General features: G+C 66.5%; 22 protein-coding genes. 13 read left to right on the top strand and 9 right to left on the bottom strand.

Annotation, left to right across the window (positions count from 1 at the left end; all coding sequences use genetic code 11):
* Nucleotides 1-94: 94 nt before the first annotated feature.
* Nucleotides 95-394 (bottom strand): YXWGXW repeat-containing protein, encoded by a 300-nt coding sequence (locus L810_RS35230; protein WP_027791779.1) that lies wholly within the window; start codon nucleotides 392-394, stop codon nucleotides 95-97.
* 323 nt (nucleotides 395-717) lie between these two features.
* Between L810_RS35230 and L810_RS35225 the strand changes: the two genes are divergently transcribed.
* Nucleotides 718-2403 (top strand): purple acid phosphatase family protein, encoded by a 1686-nt coding sequence (locus tag L810_RS35225; protein ID WP_021162944.1) that lies wholly within the window; start codon nucleotides 718-720, stop codon nucleotides 2401-2403.
* Between the two features lie 66 nt (nucleotides 2404-2469).
* On the opposite strand, the gene L810_RS35220 is transcribed toward L810_RS35225, so the two are convergent.
* Nucleotides 2470-3081 carry a C39 family peptidase gene (locus L810_RS35220; RefSeq protein WP_021162943.1) on the bottom strand — a complete coding sequence of 204 codons (612 nt, stop codon included), beginning with the start codon at nucleotides 3079-3081 and terminating at the stop codon, nucleotides 2470-2472.
* A 175-nt stretch (nucleotides 3082-3256) separates the two neighbouring features.
* Between L810_RS35220 and L810_RS35215 the strand changes: the two genes are divergently transcribed.
* Together L810_RS35215 and yddG are read left to right on the top strand one after the other, a co-directional pair.
* The gene (locus tag L810_RS35215) at nucleotides 3257-3496 is read left to right on the top strand and encodes a hypothetical protein (protein ID WP_021162942.1); all 240 of its coding nucleotides are present in this window, start codon (nucleotides 3257-3259) and stop codon (nucleotides 3494-3496) included.
* The gene (gene yddG / locus L810_RS35210; RefSeq protein ID WP_021162941.1) at nucleotides 3480-4424 is read left to right on the top strand and encodes an aromatic amino acid DMT transporter YddG; all 945 of its coding nucleotides are present in this window, start codon (nucleotides 3480-3482) and stop codon (nucleotides 4422-4424) included. Before L810_RS35215 ends, yddG begins: the two co-directional genes overlap by 17 nt.
* 72 nt (nucleotides 4425-4496) lie before the next feature.
* On the opposite strand, the gene L810_RS35205 is transcribed toward yddG, so the two are convergent.
* Nucleotides 4497-5129, bottom strand: coding sequence for a LysE family translocator (locus tag L810_RS35205; RefSeq protein WP_042977494.1), 633 nt, complete (start codon nucleotides 5127-5129; stop codon nucleotides 4497-4499).
* A gap of 123 nt (nucleotides 5130-5252) precedes the next feature.
* On the bottom strand, nucleotides 5253-6149 hold the full coding sequence (locus tag L810_RS35200; RefSeq protein ID WP_021162939.1) for a LysR family transcriptional regulator: 897 nt from the start codon (nucleotides 6147-6149) through the stop codon (nucleotides 5253-5255).
* 318 nt (nucleotides 6150-6467) lie between these two features.
* Between L810_RS35200 and L810_RS35195 the strand changes: the two genes are divergently transcribed.
* On the top strand, nucleotides 6468-7316 hold the full coding sequence (locus tag L810_RS35195; RefSeq protein WP_021162937.1) for a sulfite exporter TauE/SafE family protein: 849 nt from the start codon (nucleotides 6468-6470) through the stop codon (nucleotides 7314-7316).
* Between the two features lie 369 nt (nucleotides 7317-7685).
* On the opposite strand, the gene L810_RS35190 is transcribed toward L810_RS35195, so the two are convergent.
* Nucleotides 7686-8636: a LysR substrate-binding domain-containing protein gene (locus tag L810_RS35190; protein ID WP_021162935.1), complete on the bottom strand. Its 951-nt coding sequence runs from the start codon at nucleotides 8634-8636 to the stop codon at nucleotides 7686-7688.
* A 109-nt stretch (nucleotides 8637-8745) separates the two neighbouring features.
* Here L810_RS35190 and L810_RS35185 point away from each other — a divergent pair, with 109 nt between their 5' ends.
* Nucleotides 8746-10071 (top strand): D-serine ammonia-lyase, encoded by a 1326-nt coding sequence (locus L810_RS35185; RefSeq protein ID WP_042977485.1) that lies wholly within the window; start codon nucleotides 8746-8748, stop codon nucleotides 10069-10071.
* Nucleotides 10072-10194: 123 nt separating this feature from the next.
* On the opposite strand, the gene L810_RS46225 is transcribed toward L810_RS35185, so the two are convergent.
* Complete coding sequence (locus L810_RS46225; protein ID WP_081712940.1) at nucleotides 10195-11331, bottom strand: FRG domain-containing protein; 1137 nt, start codon at nucleotides 11329-11331, stop codon at nucleotides 10195-10197.
* 227 nt (nucleotides 11332-11558) lie between these two features.
* On the opposite strand from L810_RS46225, the gene L810_RS35180 reads away from it, so the two are divergent.
* Both L810_RS35180 and L810_RS35175 read left to right on the top strand, forming a co-directional pair.
* Entirely contained in the window at nucleotides 11559-11813 is a 255-nt protein-coding gene (locus L810_RS35180) for a hypothetical protein (RefSeq protein ID WP_027791787.1), read from the top strand.
* 282 nt (nucleotides 11814-12095) lie between these two features.
* Nucleotides 12096-12395 (top strand): DUF4148 domain-containing protein, encoded by a 300-nt coding sequence (locus tag L810_RS35175; protein WP_042977484.1) that lies wholly within the window; start codon nucleotides 12096-12098, stop codon nucleotides 12393-12395.
* 100 nt (nucleotides 12396-12495) lie between these two features.
* Here the strand turns inward: L810_RS35175 and L810_RS35170 are convergent, their stop codons facing one another.
* The 3 genes from L810_RS35170 to L810_RS35160 all read right to left on the bottom strand — a co-directional run bounded on the left by L810_RS35170 (nucleotide 12496) and on the right by L810_RS35160 (nucleotide 16295).
* On the bottom strand, nucleotides 12496-14286 hold the full coding sequence (locus tag L810_RS35170; protein WP_021162932.1) for a sensor domain-containing diguanylate cyclase: 1791 nt from the start codon (nucleotides 14284-14286) through the stop codon (nucleotides 12496-12498).
* Nucleotides 14283-15413, bottom strand: a complete 1131-nt coding sequence (locus L810_RS35165) for an extracellular solute-binding protein (RefSeq protein WP_042977483.1) — start codon at nucleotides 15411-15413, stop codon at nucleotides 14283-14285. Before L810_RS35165 ends, L810_RS35170 begins: the two co-directional genes overlap by 4 nt.
* Before the next feature lie 159 nt (nucleotides 15414-15572).
* Nucleotides 15573-16295 carry a FadR/GntR family transcriptional regulator gene (locus tag L810_RS35160; RefSeq protein WP_042977492.1) on the bottom strand — a complete coding sequence of 241 codons (723 nt, stop codon included), beginning with the start codon at nucleotides 16293-16295 and terminating at the stop codon, nucleotides 15573-15575.
* Between the two features lie 267 nt (nucleotides 16296-16562).
* Between L810_RS35160 and uxuA the strand changes: the two genes are divergently transcribed.
* The 6 genes from uxuA to L810_RS35130 all read left to right on the top strand — a co-directional run bounded on the left by uxuA (nucleotide 16563) and on the right by L810_RS35130 (nucleotide 23484).
* Nucleotides 16563-17627, top strand: coding sequence for a mannonate dehydratase (gene uxuA, locus L810_RS35155; RefSeq protein ID WP_021162929.1), 1065 nt, complete (start codon nucleotides 16563-16565; stop codon nucleotides 17625-17627).
* Nucleotides 17628-17698: 71 nt separating this feature from the next.
* Complete coding sequence (locus L810_RS35150; protein WP_042977481.1) at nucleotides 17699-19009, top strand: MFS transporter; 1311 nt, start codon at nucleotides 17699-17701, stop codon at nucleotides 19007-19009.
* Nucleotides 19010-19138: 129 nt separating this feature from the next.
* Nucleotides 19139-20572: an aminotransferase-like domain-containing protein gene (locus L810_RS35145; RefSeq protein WP_021162927.1), complete on the top strand. Its 1434-nt coding sequence runs from the start codon at nucleotides 19139-19141 to the stop codon at nucleotides 20570-20572.
* Nucleotides 20573-20663: 91 nt separating this feature from the next.
* Nucleotides 20664-21059, top strand: a complete 396-nt coding sequence (locus tag L810_RS35140; protein WP_021162926.1) for a hypothetical protein — start codon at nucleotides 20664-20666, stop codon at nucleotides 21057-21059.
* A gap of 206 nt (nucleotides 21060-21265) precedes the next feature.
* On the top strand, nucleotides 21266-23050 hold the full coding sequence (locus L810_RS35135) for a nitrite/sulfite reductase (protein WP_021162925.1): 1785 nt from the start codon (nucleotides 21266-21268) through the stop codon (nucleotides 23048-23050).
* Nucleotides 23047-23484 (top strand): DUF934 domain-containing protein, encoded by a 438-nt coding sequence (locus L810_RS35130; RefSeq protein ID WP_021162924.1) that lies wholly within the window; start codon nucleotides 23047-23049, stop codon nucleotides 23482-23484. Before L810_RS35135 ends, L810_RS35130 begins: the two co-directional genes overlap by 4 nt.
* The last annotated feature ends 21 nt before the right edge of the window (nucleotides 23485-23505 follow it).

The following is a 23505-nucleotide window of genomic DNA, read 5'->3' as shown; positions in this document are numbered from 1 at the left end:
TATCACCACGGTTCGAAAGGGCATGGCTGCGACTCATGACGTTGCGGGAATGCGCCGCCGCGCCGGCACCGCGTGCCGTGCGGCGGCGTGCGCATCAGGCCCAGTGACCCGGAACCCAGCGCCACGCCGGACCGCGCGCGGCCCAGTGGCCCGGCACCCAGTGATAACCGACGCGAACCACTTGCCAGTGGCCTGGAATCCAGACATAACGACCCTGGCGCCAGTGCCAGTGGCCCTGGTCCCACACGTAGCCCGCGCGCGGCGCCGGCATCACTTCGACGCGAGGCGGCGGCGGCGCGTAAGGCGCGACGATGACGGCCTGCGCGAACGCAGCGGACGCAGCCAGCGCGGCCACGCATGCCGTGGCAAACCGCAACGGGATGGAAAGCTTCATGAAAGACTCCGATGTAGCAGGTATCGACCGGAAGCGGCCGTTCATGCGTTAAACGGCGCGAGTGATCAGAATCCGTCGCGATGTCGGCAAATAAATATCGGCGCGAAGCGGACGCGCGTCAGCGCGGATGGGATGCCCCGATCCGCAAGCTCGGCAGGTGCTGGCGTTCCCGCGGGGCTGCCGTGCTGTCACAACCCGGCAAAACTGCGCTCCGACAATGTCCGGCACCGGGATCCCGCTCGTTTCCGGCCCACGCCCCGGCCACGCTCACGCGCGGCCGGATGGTTCCGCATCTCGCGTCTCCACCCACGAAAACACCGACCATGTCGAACCAGGACAACTCCCCGATCCAGCCGAACGAGCCCGCCGCGTCCGTCTCGCGCCGCGGCTTCCTGAAACTCGCCGGCGTATCCGGCCTCGCCACCGCCGCCGGTGGCCTCGCGGCAGCCCGGGCCGCCGCGTCGACCCCGGACGGCACACCCGAACAGGTCCACCTGACGTGGGGCAACGACCCGACGTCGGAAGTCGTGATCTCGTGGGCATCGCTCGCGTCGGCCGTCAATCCGCGCGCGCGCATCGTCGCCGACGGCGAGCCGCCGCGCACCGTGCATGGCGTCCAGCGCCTGTACACCGACGGCCTCAACGGCGAGACCGTGTTCGCGTACCACGCGCGCGTGCACGGCCTGAAGCCGAATACGCGCTACCGCTACGAGATCACGGCCGACAACGACAGCAATGCCGCGCAGCCGTTCTCCGCGAATTTCTCGACCGCACCGCGCGGCCGCGCGCCGTTCCGCTTCACGAGCTACGGCGACCTTGCGACGCCGAACGGTGCGTGGGTGCTGTCGTCGCCGCAGAGCCGCTTCGCGGTGCAGGCCGTCGAGCAGTTCCAGCCGCTGTTCCACCTGCTGAACGGCGACCTCTGCTACGCGAACCTGAACCCCGCGCACCAGCCCGAGGTGTGGCGCGATTTCGGCAACAACAACCAGACGTCGGCCGCCAATCGTCCGTGGATGCCGTGCCCCGGCAACCATGAGATCGAGTTCAACAATGGTCCGCAGGGGCTCGACTCGTATCTCGCGCGCTATACGCTGCCGGAGAACGGCACGCGCTTCCCGGGCCGCTGGTACAGCTTCCGCGTGAGCTCGGTGCTGTTCGTGTCGCTCGACGCCGACGACGTCGTCTACCAGGATGCCGCCGCGTTCGTCGGCGGCCCCGCGCCGCTCGTGCCGGCCGCGAGCACGGGCCGCCCGCCGATCGAGCCCGGCACGTCGTTCTACGTGCGCGGCTACAGCAACGGCGAGCAGACGCGCTGGCTCGAACACACGCTGCGTCATGCCGCGCACGACGACGACATCGACTGGATCGTCGTGCAGATGCACCAGGACGCGCTCAGTTCGTCGAAGACGGGCAACGGTTCCGACAAGGGCATTCGCGAAGCATGGCTGCCGCTGTTCGACCGTTACGGCGTCGACCTCGTGCTGTGCGGCCACGATCACGACTACGAGCGCAGCTACCCGGTACGCGGCTGCAATCACCGCGCGGGCGTCGATGCGACGACCGGCGAAGTGGTCGAGACGCTGCAGCCGCGCCCGGTCGGATCGAACGACCCGGACCGCACGACGTTCGACACGAGCCACGGCACGATCCACCTGATCCTGGGCGGCGGCGGCACCAGCGCGCCGCTCGACGTATACGGCGAGAACCCGGCAACCGGCTTTGCGCGGGCGAAGGTGTTCACGAAGCCGAACCGGCCGGTGCCGGGCACGGCGCCGAATACGTTCGTGCGCCAGCCGGCCGATGCACTCGAGGATGCGATCTGGTCCGCGCGTCGCGATACGGGCACCGGCTACGGGATTGCCGTGTTCGACCACGACCCTGGCAAGCCGGGCGGGCATACGACGATCACGATGCGCTACTACCACGCGCCGGGCGCCGACCAGCACCCGACCGCCGACTACGCGCTGTTCGAAACGATCGAGCTGAGCAAGAAGCGCAATGACCGGTGATCGGTCAGGCGCCCGTTGCGACGGGCGCCTGATGCTGCGCGCGCAGGATTCGTTGCATGCGCAACGTCATGGGGCAATCAGGATGCCGCGGTTCGCGAAATAGCGGTCGAACGTGGCGCGCGGCATCGCCACGTTCCGCTGCGTGCGCACGTCGAACCCGGACGGGTTGTGGAACAGCCAGTCACCGGTGTCGCGATTCGTGCCGAACACGAGCACCAGGTGCCCGCCCCGCGACGGCGGCTCGAAGCCGTCGTGCCGGATGCCGGGATGCACCGACGCCATCAGCATGTGCCCGTCATGCAGCTTCGGTTCGAGCGCGGCCGAATCGACTCCTTCCACCACATCGCCATCGATCCCGTAGCGCTCGCGCACCCAGTGCACGAAGGGCCGGTAATGCAGGCGCTTGCCGGTGTCGCCGAGTTCGGGCCGGTAGACGCCGAACCCGACGGCCTCGCGTACCAGTTCGAGCAGCGGCACGATCGTGTTCAAACGGTATGCGAGCAGCATCTTCAGGCACGCGATACCGCAGATGTTCGGGCTCCACTGCGCGTATTCCTCCGGCGTGCTGGCGCCGGAGCGATGCCACAACGGGTCGTCCTCCGCGCGCAATTCGCGGGACACGAACCGCGAAACCAGGTGCATCGATTCCCACTGCGAGAAATACGGCACTTCCTTCATGGCTTCCCTCCCTGAAAGCGCGATACCGGCGACTGGCTGCAACGAAAACCTGACCAACTGCTCGATGCGAATCTGCTGCGCGACTATACCGCGATGGCGCACGGTGACGTGTTGTACGCCCATCACAAGCCATTGCGCGACGACACGCGGTAGACTGCGCGCCTCGTACTCCGCCATGAGCGAGACGTTCGCGACCGTCAACTGCTTCGGCGAAGACGACGGGACGACGCCGTTCGACAGCGACGAGGCGTCCGGGGTCGGCGGCCGTGACATGTCGATCTCGGTGCGCGGCCAGCACACCGGGATCGAGATCGTCCGGATCGACGTACCCGTGGGCCCTGCGCAGGCGGAACCGAATCATCCGATAGCGAATTTGAATGTTGAAACAGGCAGGACGCATGAAGCGCAAGAATAAGGCAACGCTCGCCGGGCTCGGCGCGGTGTTGTTGTGGGCCTCCGTGGTCGCTCTCGTTCGTGGAGTCAGCGAAAGCCTCGGCGCGACCGGTGGCGCCGCGATGATCTATACGGTGGCATCCGTGCTTCTGCTGTTCTCGATCGGGTTCCCCGACCTGAGCCGGTTCCCGAAAAACTATCTGCTCTGGGGCGGGCTGCTGTTCGTCTCGTACGAGGCGTGCCTGTCGCTGTCGATCGGCTATGCCAGCAACGGCCGGCAGGCGATCGAAGTCGCGATGGTCAACTATCTGTGGCCGAGCTTCACGCTAGTCGCGGCAATCGTGTTCAACAAGCAGCGCGCCAACCTGCTGGTCGTGCCCGGCGTCCTGCTGTCGATGCTCGGGATCTGCCGGGTGCTCGGCGGCGACCAGGGGCTCGATCCGGCCGGCATGCTGCACAACGTCACGGACAATCCGCTGAGCTACGGCCTCGCGTTCTTCGGCGCGCTGATCTGGGCCGGCTATTGCACGGTGACGGCGCGCATCGCCGACGGCAAGAACGGCGTCACGCCGTTCTTCATGCTGGTTGCGCTGGCGCTCTGGATCAAGTTCGCGATCGAAGGCGGCGGCGGCATGACGTTCAGCCTGCAGGCGGCCATCTACATCGTGCTGGCGGCATCGGCACTGGGGTTCGGCTATGCGGCCTGGAACACCGGCATCATGCACGGCAACGTGACGATCATCGTCGGCGCATCGTATTTCACCCCGGTGCTCGCCGCCATGCTCGCCGCGACGCTGCTGCATGCGCCACTGTCGATCGAATTCTGGCAAGGCGCATCGATGGTATGCGGCGGGTCGATCCTGTGCTGGCTCGCGACGCGCGGCCGGCGCAACGCAAAAGCCGCGCCCGTGCAGGCCGGCAATGAAGCGCAGGGCAACTGCCAGCGCTGACGATACCGGGTGCGTTCGTCACGATGCAACTCGGGAGCCCCCTGCTATCCCGCAACCCGTCGGCCACTCGCGTCAGCTGCGCGACTCCAGTGCGATACGCACGGCGAGTCCCGCCAGCACGGTGCCCATCAACCAGCGCTGAACCGACGCCCAGACCGGCCGCCCCGCCAGAAAACCCGCGATGGCGCCGGCCATGCAGGCAATCAGCGCGTTCACGCTGACGCTCACCGCGATCTGCACGCTGCCGAGCGCCAGCGATTGCGCGAGCACGCTGCCGTGCCCCGGCAAAATGAACTGCGGCAGCAGCGACAGATACATCACCGCGATCTTCGGATTCGCGAGGTTCGTGACGAAGCCCATCGTGAAGAGCCTGGCGCGGCTATCGTGCGGCAGTTGCCTGACCTGGAACGCCGAGCGGCCGCCCGGCTTCAGCGCCTGCCACGCCAGGTACGCCAGATAAAGCGCACCGGCAAAGCGCAGCACGTCGTACGCATACGGCACGGCCAACACCAGCGCGGTGATGCCGAGCGCCGCGCACACCATGTAGAAGACGAACCCCAGCGCGACGCCGCCGAGCGACACCAGCCCGGCACGGCGGCCCTGGCAGATCGAGCGCGACACCAGGTAGATCATGTTCGGCCCGGGCGTCAGCACCATGCCGAGCGACACGAGTCCGAATGCAAGCAAGGTGGGCAACGCCGGCACGGCAATCTCCTTCGGGGCAAAGCGGTCAGGGGCGAGTTCGATCAATGTATTGCATCTCGACCACCGCCGGCATGAATAAACTGCAAGCCGCCCATGAGCGCTTTTCATCGCATCGGCCGTTCGTCACCGGCTCCTTTTCGCGCGCGCGTGAATCGCCTTCGCCGCCTTCGCGCGTTGCGCGTCGACGAGCCGCACGAACGCATCGGCGATCGCATTGCCGGACGTGTTCCACGACAGCCGGACGGAACGATGCAGCCGCGGCGAAAGCGCCAGCACGCGGCCACCGAACGGCGTGTACGTGAGCGTGATGCGCGGAACGATCGACACACCCATGCCGGCCTCCGCCATCGACAGGATGGTGCGCATCTCGACCACGTTGAACGCGGCGCGAAGCGGCGTGCCGCTGCGCGCGAAGTAATCCGCGATCACCGGCCCGCATCCTGCCTTCGAGAAAATGAACGGGGCCGCGGACAACTGCTTCGCCGACACGCTCTTGCGGCCCGTGAACATGCCATCCGCCGCCACCGCGACGAAGTCCTCGTCGAGCAGCGGCAGCGTGTGCGCGAAGGTCTTCGTACCGGCCACCACGCCGACGTCGGCGGTACCGTCCTCGATCCACCCTTCGACTTCGCTGTCCGTGCCTTCGAGCAGCACCGCCGACACGCCCTGGTGCATCTCCTTCAACGCCTCGAGCGCAGGCACGACGAATGCCAGCGACACGCTCGGCAGCGACGCGACCACCAGCTTCCCTTCGAGCTTGCCGCGCGACACGCTGAACTGCTGGCGCAGCAACTGCGATTCGCGCACCACGTTCTGGATGTACGGCCACAGGCGTTCACCCGCCGCCGTCAGGACGACCGGCTGCCGGTCGCGCCAGAGCAGCTTGACCTCCGTGATGTCTTCCAGCTCGGTCAGCGCATGACTGATCGCGGATTGACTGCGGCTCAGCCGGTCGGCCGCGGCCGTGAGCGAGCCGAGTTCGACCACGGCCGCCAGGGCCTGCAACTGCGCAAGCGTCATCGGGTCTCCTTGTTCCAGTGAATGCATATCGCGCATGAGGCGACACATGGTCATGAATTATATTGAACCTCGTACCTGATCGCGCCGACGATACCGGCGGCATGCCGCGCCTCGCGCCGAATGCCCTCCGCAACGCTCGGGTAAGATGCATCCTCGAACCGCGCGTCGATTGCCTGCGCACCCGGCCGCGCAGCGGTGCGGCGCCGTGCAATCGACGCCCGGTCAAGCCGATCCAGAACACATGCGTGCAACACGCACGCGCCGCAACGGGCACCTTCGACAGCGCTCGCTGCCGGATATGCCGCGACAAGCCAATCCATGATGCATTTCAATCTGACTGAAGGTGTGCTGGTTTCCAGCCTGCAGGGGCTCGGCGCGTTCGATCTGGCCGGTATCGCCGTCGCGCTGCTGCTGGGCGGCATGGCCAAGGGGATCACGGGCATCGGCGTGCCGTTGATCGCGATGCCGATACTCAGCCAGTTCCTGCCGATCCGGCATGCGGTGCTGCTGCTGTCGATGCCGATCATCCTCGGCAACATTCCGCAGGCGCTGGAAGGCGGCCAGGTGCTGGCCACGGCACGCAGGATCGCCGCGCCGATCGCGGGCACCGTGATCGGCAATATCGTCGGTGTCGCGATCCTGCTCTCGCTCAATCCGGGTCATGCGCAGGCGGCGTCCGGCGCACTGCTGATCGTCGCCGCGACGCTGATGCTCGCCGCGCCGAAGCTCAACCTGCCTCCCGCATGGCAGAAGCCCGTCGGCTTCGCACTCGGCTTCGGCGCCGCGCTGATGGAAAGCATCGCGTCGGTTCCCGGCCCGCTGCTCGCCACCTACCTGATTTCGTCCGGCGCGACCGGGCGCGCCTTCACGAAGCAGATCGCGATCATCCTCGTGGTGTCGATCGTCACGCTGCTCACGACGTTCAGCGGCGCCGCGCACGCGAGCGCCGCCGACCTCGCGATCTCGGCGGCGGCCAGCCTGCCGGCCATTGCCGGCATGTGGCTCGTCCGCCCGTTGCGGGACAAGATGTCGCCCCGCAGCTTCAGGATAGTCGTGCTGCTCTTCGTGCTCGTCGCGGCATCGCAGATGATCTGGAAATCGGGCGTGTTCCGGCACGGCGGATCGCACGTTACCCAACTGGACAACACGCACGCGGTCAAGCAATGACGGGCGGCGGATTGCCATCGATCCCGCATGCGTTCTGAAAGCTGCCGAGCGTAGTATTCGCGGACCCGGCGTATCGCCGCGCCCGACGACGCGAACGATACGTCACCGACTGTCCTGCTCGCACGCCGATGTCCGCATCGGCGCTGCCACGCTTTCAGAGACCTGCAATGGAAACCTACGTGTTGCTCGGCTGCGGATTCGGCCTTGGCCTGTTGATCGCCATCTGGGGTATCTGGCAACTCAAGTAACGCTCGCCAGCCGCGTCCGTGCGCAAGCATTCCGTATGGAGACGGACGGGAAATCGTAGTGTGCGGCGGCACTCGTTTCTCAACTACTTCGCACTCCGACGCAGCCATCCGGCAGCTTCGGCTACCCGTGCCGGCTTCCGTTCGAAAGCAGGCGTGACCGAGCCGCCTCGAAGCGTGCGCACTCGGCCTTGAGCCAGTCCGAAAAAACCGTGGTGCGCGGATCGTCGGGATTGCGTGACAACAGCATGTAGCGCGCCGGCGCACGCACGTGCCTGCCGAATACATCCACGAGCCGTCCGCTCGCGATCTCGTCGTGTACCAGCGCGGCGCGCCCCATCGCGACGCCCTGATGGTTCAGCGCAGCCGTGATTGCCAGGCTGGAGAAATTGAACTGCGGGCCGTCAAGATGCGCCATCCACGCGGGACGAACCGCCTCCAGCCACGTCCGCCACTCCACGAACTCGGGTGCGCCGCCCCACGGAGCCGCGTCGTGCAGCAGAACGACGCCATCCAGCGACTCCCCGCCGGCAAAGGACGGATGCTGCGCCAGAAACGTGGGCGTGGCAACCGGAAACAGGATTTCGTCGAGGATGGCCTCGGCATGCAGGCGCCCGTATTGCACCGGGTCGTAGCGCACCGCCACGTCGATGTCGTCGGTCTCCATGGCCTGACGATCCAGCACCTGAAACTCGGCCTTCACGCGAACCGGCACGTCCGGTTGCAGCCGGTGAAATTCGGACAGGCGCGGCATCAGCCATTGCAGCGCGAGCGACGGCAGACAGCTCACCTGCAGCGGCGCGTCCGGCATGCCGAGCGCCTGAAGCGTGCGATGGATGTCGCCGAACGCACTCGACATCGTTCCGAGCAGGGTCGCGCCCTTCTCGGTCAACTTCAGCCCGCGCGCCTGACGCACGAACAGCGGGTAACCCAGCCGGTCCTCCAGATTCCGGATCTGCTGGCTCACGGCGCTTTGCGTCAGGTTGAACGCCTGCGCCGTCTTCGTGAAGCTCAGCAACCGGCCGGCTGTTTCAAAGCACAGCAACGCACCAAGGATCGAACCATCGAGTCGCATCGTTATAAGTCAGGCTAATGTAGCCATTAGAAATCAGCGCTTTTGCGCAACCGGTTCGAATCGTAGCATTCAAGCCTGATTCGCCGCTCATCCGACGCAAGACCGATCCATGACCTTCACGCTCCAGCCTTCCGATCTATTAGCCAAGCTGCAATCGCGCCACCCGCTGCTGTGGCTGAACCCCCACGCCGGCAGCCCGCTGCCGCACGACGCACCGGCGATCGACGCCATTGCGATGGCCGAAGCGCGGCTGGCGCGCTGCGAACCGCTGATGGCCGAGCTGTTTCCCGAACTCGCGGCGAGCGCGGGAAAAATCGAATCGCCGCTGATGCCGGCAGACAGCCTGCAGCGCAGCCTGTCGCTCCCGGCAGACGAACACGGCGCGTGGTTCATCAAGCGCGACGACGCACTGCCGGTCGCCGGCTCGATCAAGGCGCGCGGCGGCTTTCATGAAGTGCTCGCGCTCGCGGAGTCGATCGCGATCGAACATGGCCTGCTCGAACCCGCGGGCGACCGGCGGCTCCTCGCATCGACCGCCGCACGCGAACTGTTTGCCGCGCACACCGTCATCGTGGGCAGCACCGGCAATCTCGGCCTGAGCATCGGCGTGATGGCCGCCGCGCTTGGGTTCGAGTCGGTCGTCCACATGTCGACCGACGCGAAGCCGTGGAAGAAGGCGCGCTTGAGAGCACGCGGCGTTCGCGTGATCGAACATGACGGCGACTACGCGCAAGCCGTCGCGGCGGGACGCGCGCAGGCACGCCATCAGCCGCGCAGCCACTTCGTCGACGACGAAGGCTCGCTGATGCTGTTCCTCGGCTACGCGGCCAGTGCCCGGCATCTCGCCGCGCAGCTCGCCGGGGCAGGCCGCGCCGTGGATGCCGCGCATCCGCTCTTCGTCCATGTCCCGTGCGGCGTCGGCGGCGCGCCGGGCGGGATCGCCTATGGCCTCAAGGCGCTATTCGGCGAGCACGTGCATTGCTTTTTCGCGGAACCCGTCGCTTCGCCGTGCATGCTGGTCCAGCTGGCCGCCGGCCCCGGGAAGCCCGTCTCCGTCTACGACGCGGGACTCGACAACCGGACCGAGGCCGATGGCCTGGCAGTCGCGCAGGCGTCGCACCTCGTCAGCCCGCTGATGGCGTCCCAGCTGTCGGGCGTCTTCACCGTCAGCGACGCGCAGCTTTACGCGCAGTTGCTCGCGGTCCGGCGCGCGACGGGCGTGGAACTCGAGCCGTCGGCCGCCGCTGCCGTCGGCGGCCCCGGCTGGCTGGCGCACTCTCCGGCCGGAAAGGACTACGTGCATCGCCATACGATCGACCTGCGCCAAGCGACGCACGTCATCTGGGCGACGGGCGGCTCGCTCGTGCCGCCGGAAGAACATCGCCGCTTCCAGTCGCATGCGAAAGCGCTCGCCGATGCCGCACCCGGCGCGTGATCCACTCAGGCCGGCGTCCTTGACTTTGGGGAATACGTATCAGTTCGCGTACGGCGGGATTTGTTCTTTTCTCCCGCCCCTAGAGACGACAAAAAACTACTGCCGCAGTCACTGCGGTGCCTGCTAAATCTGCCCTATCAGCATTTGTTGCTTGAGACGTTTACAAATTCCATCAATTCCTGGAAATAATGTGGCTGGGGTGATACCCATGTAAGCTAAGTCGCTGAGCGCAGCCTTAGTCTCACTCACCGGAATGTCAACAGCCAACAGAAAGTCGTTGTTCGGCGTCACTACCCTAGCAGTAAGATAGCGCTCGATGTCTTTGACGGTGGATAACGTAAAAACACCTTGTTGTGCCAGCAGACGTGGATTATCGCGTGAAGATATGTGAATATATGCAATCCCAGCCTCTAATTCCGTCAATCCCACAATTGGAGGCGAATATTTTGTCGCGAAATTTTTTGTTAGCGCATACACCCTAACGTGCGTCGCATCAGAATTTTCTAATTTTTCGAGCGCATCGGAAAATGCGAAATATGCCGCGATATACGGAGAAAGCGTCCAATCTAGAAGAGGCGTAGGAAATCCATGATGCTGAGCAATGGCGATGAGTCGAGCAAAATCACCGGGGCGAGACCGATCCAAGGTTAGGGATGTTGACTCCAATTGTTGATGAAGTTGCGTGACCGCATGTGCATTGTAGTACCAGAGATCATTTCTGCCAGAACGATGAAAAGAGGATTCGAGTTTCCACCGGTTATCTGATTGACCACGAAATGCTGCCGGACACTTTTCGTCGCCTCGAACATTTGTGGCCCAAAATTTATAATCATTCCATGTTTGACACACTGGTACTTCGCCTAGTCCATGTTCGGTTTCGACAAGACCAAATCCTGCAATCCCGTTTCTCCCATCACTGATTTTCCACTCGCCCATGAACCGGCAATTTTTTTCATCGAATTTCCCGCGAAGTTCCGCGTATATCGGCTGATAGTCTTGGACAGGAAACGGCACTAAGCACGGGACCCCCTGGTCGTTACGCTGATAGAACGATTCAGCACGCGCGACAAATTCAGGAAATACCGACTCAATTCTCACTCCGATACCGTATGGCTTAGCGCCACTACTCGGCCGGGCAACGAGAACAATCCCGCGATCTTGACGATTGCGGTCGACGTTCAGAATAAATTGAGTGTCTTGCGGCGTGCCAGTGGGACCAACTGACCGGAATACGCCAAAAAACTGACCGTAGAACGCCATGGAAGCCCTTCTTGCGGGGACTGTGGGAGTTTGAAGTGTACCGCGCCGAACCGCGATGCCGCCCCTAGACGTATCCTAAAATGTGAGGCTGTGAGCGGCGTATGTCCGTCTTCATCCACTTTGGTACACTGGCCTGCCACGGAACAAACGCTGAGGTCGAAAAATCCACTTCCATCGCTCGTTAAGTTGTTGATTATTAACGAACAAAGGAAATGGTGAAGGTCCGGATGGAACAATGCCGTTATTGCCAGAGAATCCGCGATGAATGGGATTGCCACGGTGACGAATGCCGCCGGGCAATCGCCAAGGCGCTGCGCCGGCAGCGCGCGGGCCTGCCCATGGTGCCCGATCGCATCCGCAACGAACTGCCGTCCGGCGCGCCGACCCAGCAGGTGATCGCCGTGCTGTCGCGCCAGCGCCTGCGCGCGCGCCGCGGCAACGAGGAACGCCGGGAACGCAAGGAAATCGACGACGACGTCTGACCCGTCGGCAACGCAACCCTTCCGCCGCCTCTCCACCCGCGCCTTCGCCACCCGGCACCCGTCCGCGTACGCCGTCCGCGTCGCGCGCATTCGCTCCGCTCCCTTGCAAATCCAGCAACATCGAATAGGGACGGAACGCGTATATTCCGGAATTATTACTCCAGCGACAACGATCTTTCACCAAAACTCACGTTTACCCTAGGTCGACCGGCGCCTACGATGTAATCAACCGCTTACGACATGGTGTCGAACGCGGAAAGCCAATAAACATCGGAGGTCATCATGAAACCGCTCGTTTCCGCAGTCGTTGCCGCTGTCGCCCTGTCCGCTTCGTTCGGCGCATTCGCCCAAAGCACCGTGACCCGCGCGCAAGTGAAGAACGAACTGATTCAGCTCGAACAAGCCGGCTACAAGCCGAGCCAGGCGAGCCCGCACTACCCGGCCGACATCGAAGCCGCGCAAGCCCGCGTGCGCGGCGCCGACAACAGCGGCTACGGTGCGCAACCGGCCGCGACCGTCCAGGGCGGCGCACCGGCCGTCAAGGTGCAGAACCCGCGCGACTCGGTCTACTTCGGCCACTAAGCCTGCCGCCGCGCGCCTTCGCGCGCAGCCCGCACCATCAACGAGCCCGTCCCGCGACGGGCTCGTTGCGTTTGCATCGCACGTATCGTGCGGCCGGCCGTCACCGGCTTCCGCCCGACGCGACGCGGCCGGCCGCTTCATCCGCCCCGCCGCCGGCGGCACGCCCGCTGCCGACCAGCTCCTGGTAGCGCACGTATGCGCATTGCGCAGACGCCTTCGCCGCGTACATCGCCGCGTCGGCCTTGACGAGCAGTTCCTCGGCGGACGCGCCGTCGGCCGGAAACTCGCTGACGCCGATGCTCGCGCCGACGGCCATGCGCCGATCACCGAACTCCAGTTCTTCAGCCATCACGAGCTGGATGCGCGACGCGACGTCGCCGATCACCGCCGGTGAGCGCACGTCCGCAATCAGCACGATGAATTCGTCGCCGCCGAGCCGCGCGACCATGTCGCCGCCGCGCAGGACGAGGCTCAACCGCTTGGCGACCGCGACGAGCGCGCGGTCGCCGGCCGAGTGCCCGTGCTGGTCGTTGATCTGCTTGAAGCGGTCGAGATCGACGAACATCACGGCCAGCCCTTCATGCATCGCGGCCGCCCGCCGGATCGCGGCGTCGAGCTGCTCCATGAACAGCAGGCGGTTCGGCAGCGCGGTCAGCGCATCGTGGCCGGCGAGGTGCGTGAGCTCCCGCTGCTTCGCGCGCAGCATCGCGACCTGCGTGCGGATCTCGACACGCATGCTGTCGAAACAACGCGCGAGCACGCCGATCTCGTCGGCGCGCCCGACCGGCAGCTGCTCGGTGGCCGGATCGTCGAACACGTGCGTCGCCGCGCGCGCGAGCGTCTGCAGCGGCCGCGTGATCGCACGCGCGAACAGGATCGCGAGAATGACCGCCATCAGGCTCGACACGAGCACCATCCGGATGATCCGCTCGCCGAGCACGCCGGCCGGCACCAGCACGTCGGCCAGCGGACGCCCCATCCCGAGCACGACGAAGCGGTTGCCCTCGTCGTGCCCGAACGGCGTGCGCGCGAACGCGAACATCTGCCCCGGCGCATCGGCGGGATCGGTCAGGCCGTTGAGGGTAACGTTCGTGCGGGCGCTGTCGAACAGCGCGCGCGTGACGGCGAAGCGGTCCTGCATCAGCACGCGCCGCCCGCGATCGAAGCCGAACGTCTGCGACGGATCGGGGTGCACGAGGAAGTCGCCCCACTCGTTCGCGAGATACACCGCGTAGTCTTCCGGCAGATCGCGCTCGAGCCGGTCGAACACGCGCGACAGTTCGACATCGACGACGAGTGCGCCGACCGTCTGGCCCGACCCGTCGACGACCGGCGTGCCCACGCGCAGGATCGGCAGCCCCTCGGCCGCGTGCGTTCCCGTCTCGTGGTTGATCACGATCGGCGACAGGTAAATATGACCCGGTGCCGTCGCGAGCGTATCGAATACGTAGGAAAACTGTCCTTTCTCCTGGAACGCGCTGTCCGGCAGCACGACGATGCCGTGCGCATCGCGATCGACGCGAATGCGTTCGAGCCCGAAATCCCCGCGCGCGATCAGGCGAACCTGCAGGTATTCCGGGTGATTTCTCATGAAGCTGTAGAACACCTGCTCGAGCCGCGCGCGTGCCGCGCCATCCCGGTTGTCGCCGCCCGAGACCAGCGCGCACGACGGCATCTGCGCGAGCACGAGCGCATCGTCCGCAACGTCGGACAGCGCGGTGGTGAAGCGTTGCCCGAGCAGTTGCGTCGACATCAGCAGGCTGTGCTGTGCCTCCTGCACGAGCATCGCGCGGTTCGCGCGATACGCGTAATAGCCGGTCGTGCCGGACGCGATCACGCCGATGCACGCGAACAGCACCGACAGTTTCGATGTGAGCCCGAGCCGGATCATTTTCCGAACCGCTCCGGACGGTCGCCCGACACGATGCGGCTCCACAGCGATTCGCGCCGCGCGATGTCCTCGACGGGCTGGAGCCAGACGAGATGCTGGTGCCCGGTGTCGAGGCCCGGCGGCGGCGCGAACGTGTTCGCGAGGCCCTGGCGTTCGGTCAGCAGCGCACCGATCGCCGGTTCGAGCATGTAGTTGATCCATGCGAACGCGAGCTCGGGATGCTGCGCGCCGCGCGTGACGGCCCAGCAGTCGAGCCACGCGAGCGCACCTTCGTCCGGGATCACGTAGCCGACGTCCGCGCCGGCGCGCCGCAGCAGTTCCACCTGCTGCGTGCCGTAATTGCCGAACATCAGCGCCGCGCGATGCTGGACGAACAGCGCGGTCGCCTCTTCAGGAAGCGTGTAGTACGTCAGCAGGTTGCGGCGCAGGTCGATCAGCTTGTGCGCGACGGCGAGCGTCTGCGCGGGCGACAGGCGGAACGGATCGGGATAGCCGAGCGCCAGCGCCGTGAACGAAAAATTGTGCTGAGCGCTGTTGAAGTCGAGCACCTTGCCGCGGTAGCGCGGATTCCACAGCTCCCGCATCGAACGCGGCACGGCGGAAACCTGCTTGCGGTCGTAGATCAGCCCCATCGACGAATACGTAAACGGGATCGCATAGGCAGCCCCCTCTTCCACGAGCCCGTCGATCGTCGCGAGCTGCTGGAAGTTCGGCAACTGCCGCCGCCGGTTCGGGATGCGCGACAGGTCGATCGGCGCGAGCAGACGTTCGTGCGCGTAGCGCTGGATCTCGGCCGTGTTTGCGGCCAGCACGTCGTACGGCGGCGGCGCCGCGCTGTGCATCCGCGTCCACAACGCTTCGTCGGAGTCGACGAACGTCACTTCGACGCGTACGTGAAATTGCGCCTCGAACGCGCTGACGACATCGCTGTCCGCATAACCGGGCCATGCGAGCACGCGCAGCACGTTGTCGTTGACGGTTTCGGGAGAGGCGGCGAGCACCGGCAGCGCAGCGGCAAGTAAGCCTGCCGTCAAAATGATGAGCAGCCTGCGCACGGCGATACGTACGCGTGTACGTGCGCCGATTCCCCTGATCAATCGGACCCCGCGTGAATCGCCCCGCTGCATTCGACTGTCCTTTTTCGAGTCGATGCGATATCACGCAACAAGACCATAAAACCTACGGTCGCGCAATTGGAAGAAGCCGTATACGGCGCCCGCGCGCCATCAGCGACGCCGCATGCCGGTGCCGTTACGGCGGGCCGTTTCCGTCGACCGGAACGAACGTCAGCGCCACGCCTGCGTGAATTCCGCGATCACGCGCGACAGGTGTGCGCCCATCGCCTCGCGTGCAGCCGCCGCGTCGCGCGCCATGATCGCCGCGAAGATCCGCTGGTGATCCTCCTGCGATGCCTCGCGCAGCGCGCTCGAGTGAAAGTGCTCCTCGATCTTGTCCCACAGCGGATCGCTGCGCGCGCAGTCCCACATCGCGGTGACCATGTGCAGCAGCACCGTGTTGCCGGTCGACTCCGCGATGCGCAGGTGGAACTGGCGATCGGCCGCGTCGTACGCGGCCTTGTCGTCCATCTGTTCGCGCATCGTCGTCAGCGAGAAGAACAGCCGGTCGAGATCCGCATCCTTGCGTTCGGTCGCCGCGAGCGCGGCGACTTCCGCCTCGATCAATCCGCGTGCGCGCAGCGTCTCGATCGGCCCGGGGCCGCGCGGCACCTCGAACGTCACCGGCCGCGCGGCATCGGCCGCCGATACGTAGATGCCCGAACCGATCCGCACCTCGACGATCCCCTGCACCTCGAGCGCGATGATCGCCTCGCGCACCTGCGTGCGGCTCACGCCGAACTGGTCGGCCAGGCTGCGCTCGGACGGCAGCCGCGCGCCGGCCTCGAACGCACCGGCGGCCACCATCGCGTGAATCTGCCGCGCGAGGCCGATATAGGAGCGGTCCGCGGCATCGGTATCGCGGCTGGCTGGCTGGCTGGAAAGATCGGTCATCGAAAGGCTCGCAACAGGCTGGCCGTCGCCGTCGCGGCGCCGGATCGGCAAAATGGTACACCAATTTCGGCCAGCGTCCGGTTCGACGTATTGGCCGGCGCGCCGGGGTGCGCGCCGAAGCGTCATGCCACCGGTTGCGATCCCGACAACTGGTAAACCACTATCCCGCATAACTGGCATACCAATCATAATCCGCACACCGGAGACGGTCCGGCACGCCGCCGCCCGTCCGCCCGATGCATCAACCGCCAGCCAGGAGCCGCTCCAGTGAAGATGTCTTTCCGTTGGTACGGCGAGTCCGATCCGGTCTCGCTGCAATACATCCGCCAGATCCCGGGCGTCACGCATATCGTGTCGGCGATCTACGACGAACCGGTGGGCGAAGTCTGGCCCGTGGACAAGATCGACGCGCTGAAGGCGACGATCGAACGCGCCGGCCTGCAGTTCGAAGTCGTCGAATCGGTGCCGGTGCACGAGGACATCAAGCTCGGCAAGCCGGGCCGCGACCGCCTGATCGACAACTACCGTCAGACGATTCGCCACCTCGGCGCGGCCGGCGTGCGCGTCATCTGCTACAACTTCATGCCTGTCTTCGACTGGACGCGCACCGAGCTGTCGAAGACGCTCGACGACGGCTCGACCTGCCTCGCGTTCAGCACCGACGCGGTCGACCGGATCGATCCGGACGACGGCATCGCGCTGCCGGGCTGGGATTCGAGCTACCAGCCCGAACAGTTGCAGGCGTTGCTCGCCGAGTATCGCGACGTCGACGAAGCGGCGCTGTGGGCGAACCTCGAATACTTCCTGAAGGCGATCGTCCCGGTCGCCGAGGAAGCCGGCGTGAAGATGGCGATCCACCCCGACGATCCGCCGCGCCCGATCTTCGGGCTGCCGCGCATCGTGAAGAACCGCGACGATCTCGCGCGGATCGTGCGCATCGTCGACACGCCCGCGAACGGGCTGACGCTGTGCTCGGGTTCGCTCGGCGCGGGCCCGCAGAACGACGTCGAGGCGCTCGTGCGCGAATTCGGCGCGATGGGTCGCATCCACTTCGCGCATATCCGCAACGTGAAGGTCGACGCGAACGGCGATTTCGAGGAAACGGCGCATCTGTCGAGCTGCGGTTCGCTCGACATCGCCGCGATCGTGAAGGCGTACCACGACACCGGCTTCACCGGCTACGTGCGCCCCGACCACGGCCGCATGATCTGGGGCGAGACGGGCAAGCCCGGTTACGGCCTCTATGACCGCGCGCTCGGCGCGGTCTACCTGAACGGCCTGTGGGAAGCGCTCGCGAAGTTCGACCGCACGCCGTCGCCAGTCACCCGATAAGCCGCCCATCGAGGCGGCCGGCGCAGCGGATCGCCGGCCGCCCGTCACGACATTCCGCGCGGAGACACCGCATGCCACGCATCCGATGGGCCATGATCCTGATGTGCTTCCTGGCCAACGTCATCAACTTCATCGATCGCGCGAACCTCGCGATCGCGGCGCCCAGCATCCGCGCCGACCTCGGCCTCGACGCGGTCGGCATGGGGCTCGTGCTGAGCGCGTTCTTCTGGACCTACGCGTTCCTGCAGTTGCCGGCCGGCTGGTTCATCGACAAGGTCGGCGTGCGCGTGAGCCTCGCGCTCGCGGTCGGCTGGTGGTCGGCGTTCACCGTCGCGACGGGCGCCGCGCGCGGCCTCGCGCAGCTCGTCGGCGTGCGGCTGATGCTCGGCGTCGGCGAAGCGGCCGCGATCCCGTCGTTCGCGAAGGTCGCGTTCAACTGGTTCCCGCGCAGCGAACGTGGGCTCGCGAGCAGCATCTTCGACAGCGGCTCGCGCGTCGGCTCCGCGCTGTCGCTGCCGCTCGTCGCATGGCTGATCTCGATCGTCGGCTGGCGCGGGTCGTTCGTGATCACGGGCGGCATCGGCATCGTGTGGGCGCTGGCGTGGTGGTTCGTCTATCGCGACCCGGAACGCTATCGCGCGATCGCGCCTGACGCCGTCGATGCCCTGCTCGCGCAACGCGGCGCGCCGGCCGTTGCGGCCGCAACCGACGGCCCGAAGGTGTCGTGGCTCGACCTGTTCCGCTATCGCACCGTGTGGGGCATGATGATCGGCCTGTTCTGCCTGAACTTCGCGATCTACTTCTTCATCACGTGGTTCCCGAGCTACCTGCTGCAGTCGCGCGGCTTCTCGCTCGCGTCGCTCGGCACGTGGGGCATGCTGCCCGCGCTGCTCGCGATTCCGGGCGGCTGGCTCGGCGGCTACGTGTCCGACAGCCTGTTCCGCCGCGGCTGGAGCGCGACTGCCGCGCGCAAGACCTGCCTCGTGCTCGGGATGCTGCTGTCTTCGTCGATCGCGCTGTCGGCCTTCGTCGAGAACGTCTGGGCGTGCCTTGCGCTGTTCGCGCTCGCGTATGCCAGCCTGTCGTTCGCGGGCGCCAACGTATGGACGCTCGTGGGTGAAGTCGCGCCGACCCCGGCGCATGTCGCGTCGCTCGGCGGCATCCAGAATTTCGCGGGCAATCTCGCGGGTATCTTCATCACGACGTTCACGGGCGTGATGCTGTCGATCACGAAGGGCTCGTTCGTCGTGCCGCTCGCGGTGGCCGGTGCGTTGTGCGTGGTCGGCGCGCTGTCGTACCTGTTCATCGTCGGCAAGGTCGAGCCGCTGCCGCCGCTGCGCGGCGGTGCGAACCGGCGGAACGTGGAACCGAACGCGGCCTGACGCGGCAGGAACGCGCGGTCGACACGCGTGCACTTTCCTTTTCGGGCCGCGCATCGGACAATGAGCCGCGCCCGCCGGCGCGGCGCCAGTCCGGCCCGCGCGTGGCGACGGCGCGCACCACCCTCGCCGATGAAACGCTACGAAACCCTCGCCCACACGATCGCCGACGACATCCGCAACGGCAACCTCGCCGTCGGCACGCGCCTGCCGTCGCTGCGGCAGATCATCGCGCAGCACGGCGTGAGCCAGTCGACGGTGTTTCGCGCGTACTACCTGCTCGAACAGTGGGGGCTGATCCGCGCGCGCGAACGCTCGGGCTACTACGTCGCGCCCGGCGCAACGCCGGAGGCAGGCCCGGCACCCACGCGCCGCGCGAAACGGGCCGGCGCCACACGCAAGGTCGACATCAGCAGCCTCGTGTTCTCCGTCCTCGACGCGGCCACGCAGCCCGGCATCGTGCCGCTCGGCTCCGCATTCCCTTCGCCGCAACTGTTTCCGTTGCCTCGCCTCGCGAAATCGCTCGCGCAGGCCACGCGGCTCGTCAGCCCGTGGAGCACGGTCGTCGACCTGCCGCCCGGCAACGAGGCGCTGCGCCAGCAGATCGCCCGGCGCTATCTCGCGACGGGCATCTCGCAGCCCATCGACGAGATCGTCGTCACGAACGGCGCGCTCGAAGCGCTGAACCTGTGCCTGATGGCCGTCACGCGGCCCGGCGACGTCGTGGCCGTCGAAGCGCCCGGCTTCTATGCGGCGCTGCAGGCGATCGAACGGCTCGACCTGCGCGCGGTCGAGATTCCCGTCGATCCGCGCACGGGCCTCGATCTCGATGCGCTCGCGAACGCGCTCGACCGGCACGACATTCGCGCGTGCTGGTTCATGACCAATTTCCAGAATCCGACCGGCGTCACGCTGTCCACCGAAAAAAAGCGTGCGCTCGTCGAAATGCTCGCCGCGCGCGACGTGCCGCTGATCGAGGACGACGTATACGGCGAGCTGCATTTCGGCCCCGACTACCCGCTGCCCGCGCGCGCGTTCGATCGGCACGGCCTCGTGATGCACTGCAGCTCGTTCTCGAAGACGCTCGCGCCCGGCTACCGGATCGGCTGGGCCGCCGCCGGCCGGTTCGCGGAGAAGGTGCAGCGGCTCAAGCTGATGACGACGCTGTCGGCCAGCATTCCCGCGCAGGCCGGCATCGCGAACTATCTCGAGCACGGCGGCTACGACCGGCACTTGCGCAAGCTGCGCGGCGCGCTGCACACGCAGTTCGACCGGATGGACGACGCGCTGCGCCGCTGGCTGCCGGCCGGCGTCGAGTGGGTGCGGCCCGACGGCGGCTATTTTCTGTGGCTCGCGTTTCCCGACGCGATCGACGCGATGGAGCTGCATCGCCAGGCGATCGCACGCGGAATCAGTTTCGCGCCGGGGCCGCTGTTTTCGGCCGCGCACGGCTTCGAACGTTGCGTGCGCGTGAACTTCGGCCATCCGTGGAGCCGCGACATCGAACGCGCGATCCGCGTGCTCGGCGAGCTGGTCGCGCAGCCGTCGGTCCGCAAGGGCGATTGAAGCGCCCACGGTGCGCCGCCTGCGTCACGACCATGCATGCAACCGGTGCGCGGGTTACAGTGCTGATCCCGCCGCCTCTTCATGATTTCCCATGAGTCAACTGCCCTACCTCGATCACGACGCGCTGTTGAAACTGGCCACCGAAGCAGCGCACGTCACGCAGCCGTGCACCTGCACGAAAACGCCGCTCGCCGGATGGACGACCTTGCCGCTGTCGCTGCAGGACGCGCAACTGACCGAAGTCGCCACGCTCACGCCGCCCGGCGAGGCTGAGCCGACCTACGCCGAATATCATCCGGCCGGCACGCGCTACGCGTCGGACGACGCGCCGATCGCACTGCGCCATTTCCCGTACAACCGCTGCACCGTGAGCCGCTGCCGCTCGTGCGGTCGCTTGTTCCTGCGCTACCAGGAAGGCGGCGGCTACTTCATCGACCAGCGCATCCGCGCGCTCGATCCGGCGCTCGTCGTCGACGCCGACGCGTAAGCACCCGTCGCGGGCATGCACGCATGCCCGGCCCGCGCCGGCCTGCACCGGCCTCTCGCCGGCCATCTGCTGCGCCCTTTTCGTCCCGATCTGCTGCTTGTCCCGCCGCCCCGCGTTCCCTACGCTGTCTCCGGTTGCCTGACACCCGTCGCAACGTCCCCTCGAGCCGCCCGCATCGCGCCGCGGCTCCTCTCGCGTATCACGTCATGTATCGATATACCGTTTTCGACCGGGCGCTCGTGCACAGCCGCGCAGCCCAGTTTCGCGACCAGCTCGAGCGCTGGCAGCTCGGCACGCTGAGCGAAGACGCGTTCCGGCCGCTGCGCCTGCAGAACGGCTGGTACGTGCAGCGCCACGCGCCGATGCTGCGCGTGGCCGTGCCCTATGGCGAACTGTCCAGCGCGCAGCTGCGCGTGCTCGCGCGGATCGCGCGCGACTACGATGTGCCCGACGATGCCACCTACCGCGCCGCATGCGACGCGCAGGCCCTGCTCGGCACGATGCGCCTGCCGACCCGCAGCGCGCACTTCACGACGCGCACCAACGTGCAATTCAACTGGATTCCGCTCACGAAGGCCGCCGACGTGATGGACCTGCTCGCGACCGTCGACATGCACGGCATCCAGACGAGCGGCAACTGCATCCGCAATATCTCGTGCGACGAGCGCGCCGGCGTCGCGCCGGACGAGATCGCCGATCCGCGCCCGTTCGCCGAAGTGATGCGCCAGTGGACGACGCTGCACCCCGAATTCGCGTTCCTGCCGCGCAAGTTCAAGATCGCGATCACCGGGGCGGCCGAGGATCGCGCCGCGACCGACTGGCACGACGTCGGCCTCAAGCTCGTGCGCGACGACACGGGCGCACTCGGCTTTCGCGTGAGCGTCGGCGGCGGAATGGGCCGCACGCCGACGATCGCGACGCTGCTGCGCGCGTTCCTGCCCTGGCAGCACGTGATGAACTACATCGAGGCGATCGTCCGCGTGTACAACCGCTACGGACGGCGCGACAACAAGTACAAGGCGCGCATCAAGATCCTCGTGAAGACCGAGGGGCAGCGCTACATCGACGACGTCGAGGAAGAGTTCCGCCAGATCGTCGAACACGACGGCGGGCTGCACACGATCGCCCAGGTCGAGTTCGACCGCGTCGCCGCGTCGTTCGTCGCGCCGCGCCTCAAGCCGCGCGCGGTCAGCCTGCGCGACGCGAACCTGCGCGTGTCGGCCCAGGCGGCACACCATCCGGCCTTCGCGCGCTGGCTCGCACGCAATGTCGCCGATCACCGCGACCCGGCGCTGCGCATCGTCACGCTGTCGTTCAAGCGCCGCCTGCAGGCACCGGGCGACGCATCGCCGGACCAGCTCGACGCGCTCGCCGATCTCGCCGACCGTTTCTCGGCCGGCGAGGCGCGCGTCACGCATACGCAGAACGTCGTGCTGCCGTGGGTGCATGTCGACGACCTGTTCCCGCTGTGGGAAAACGCCCGCGCGATCGGGCTCGCCAGCGCGAACGTCGGACTCCTGACGGACATGATCGCGTGCCCGGGCGGTGACTTCTGCGCGCTGGCGAACGCACGCTCGATCCCGATCGCCGATGCGATCGCCGAGCGCTTCCAGGATCTCGACATGCTGCACGACGTCGGCGACATCGACCTGCACATCAGCGGCTGCATCAACTCGTGCGGCCATCATCACAGCGGCCACCTCGGCATCCTCGGCGTCGACAAGGACGGCGCCGAGTGGTACCAGGTCACGCTCGGCGGCTCGGACGGCTCGACCGCGAGCGGCCCGGCACGGCCGGGCAAGGTGATCGGCCCGTCGTTTTCGGCGGACGAGATCGTCGATGTCGTCGAAGCGATCGTCAACGCGTACCTCGACGCACGGATCGACAACGACGGCCGCAGCGAACGGTTCATCGACACCGTCCGCCGCATCGGCACGGAACCCTTCAAGGCCGCCGCGAACGACGCGCGCCATCAGGTGGAGCCCGCATGAACCAGCAAGCTTCGAACGCACACGCGCGCATCCGCCTGCTGACGCCGGCCGAACACGCCCGCGACACGCAGCCGCACGACGACACGATGCTGACGATCGGCAACGACGAGGAATTGCCGCTGCTCGCCGGGCGGATCGCGCAAGTCACGCGCATCGACCTGCAGTTCCCGTCGTTCACCGACGGCCGCGCATACAGCCAGGCGTACCTGCTGCGCAAGCGCTACGGCTTCACCGGCGACCTGCGCGCGACCGGCGAGGTGCTGGTCGACCAGTTGCTGCTGATGGAACGCACGGGGTTCTCGAGCGCGGTGCTCGGCGACGGCACGGACATCACGGCCGCACGGCGGCAACTCGACCGGTTCCCCGGCTTCTATCAGCGCGATGCGAGAACAAAGATGCCACAGCAGAACGCGGAAACGCCCGCCGCAAAATGAAACGGGCGGCACGCTGGCCGC

The sequence above is a fragment of the Burkholderia sp. AU4i genome (genome assembly GCF_000466765.1).
Lineage (GTDB): Bacteria > Pseudomonadota > Gammaproteobacteria > Burkholderiales > Burkholderiaceae > Burkholderia > Burkholderia cepacia.
This window is presented reverse-complemented; position numbering and strand designations above follow the sequence as displayed.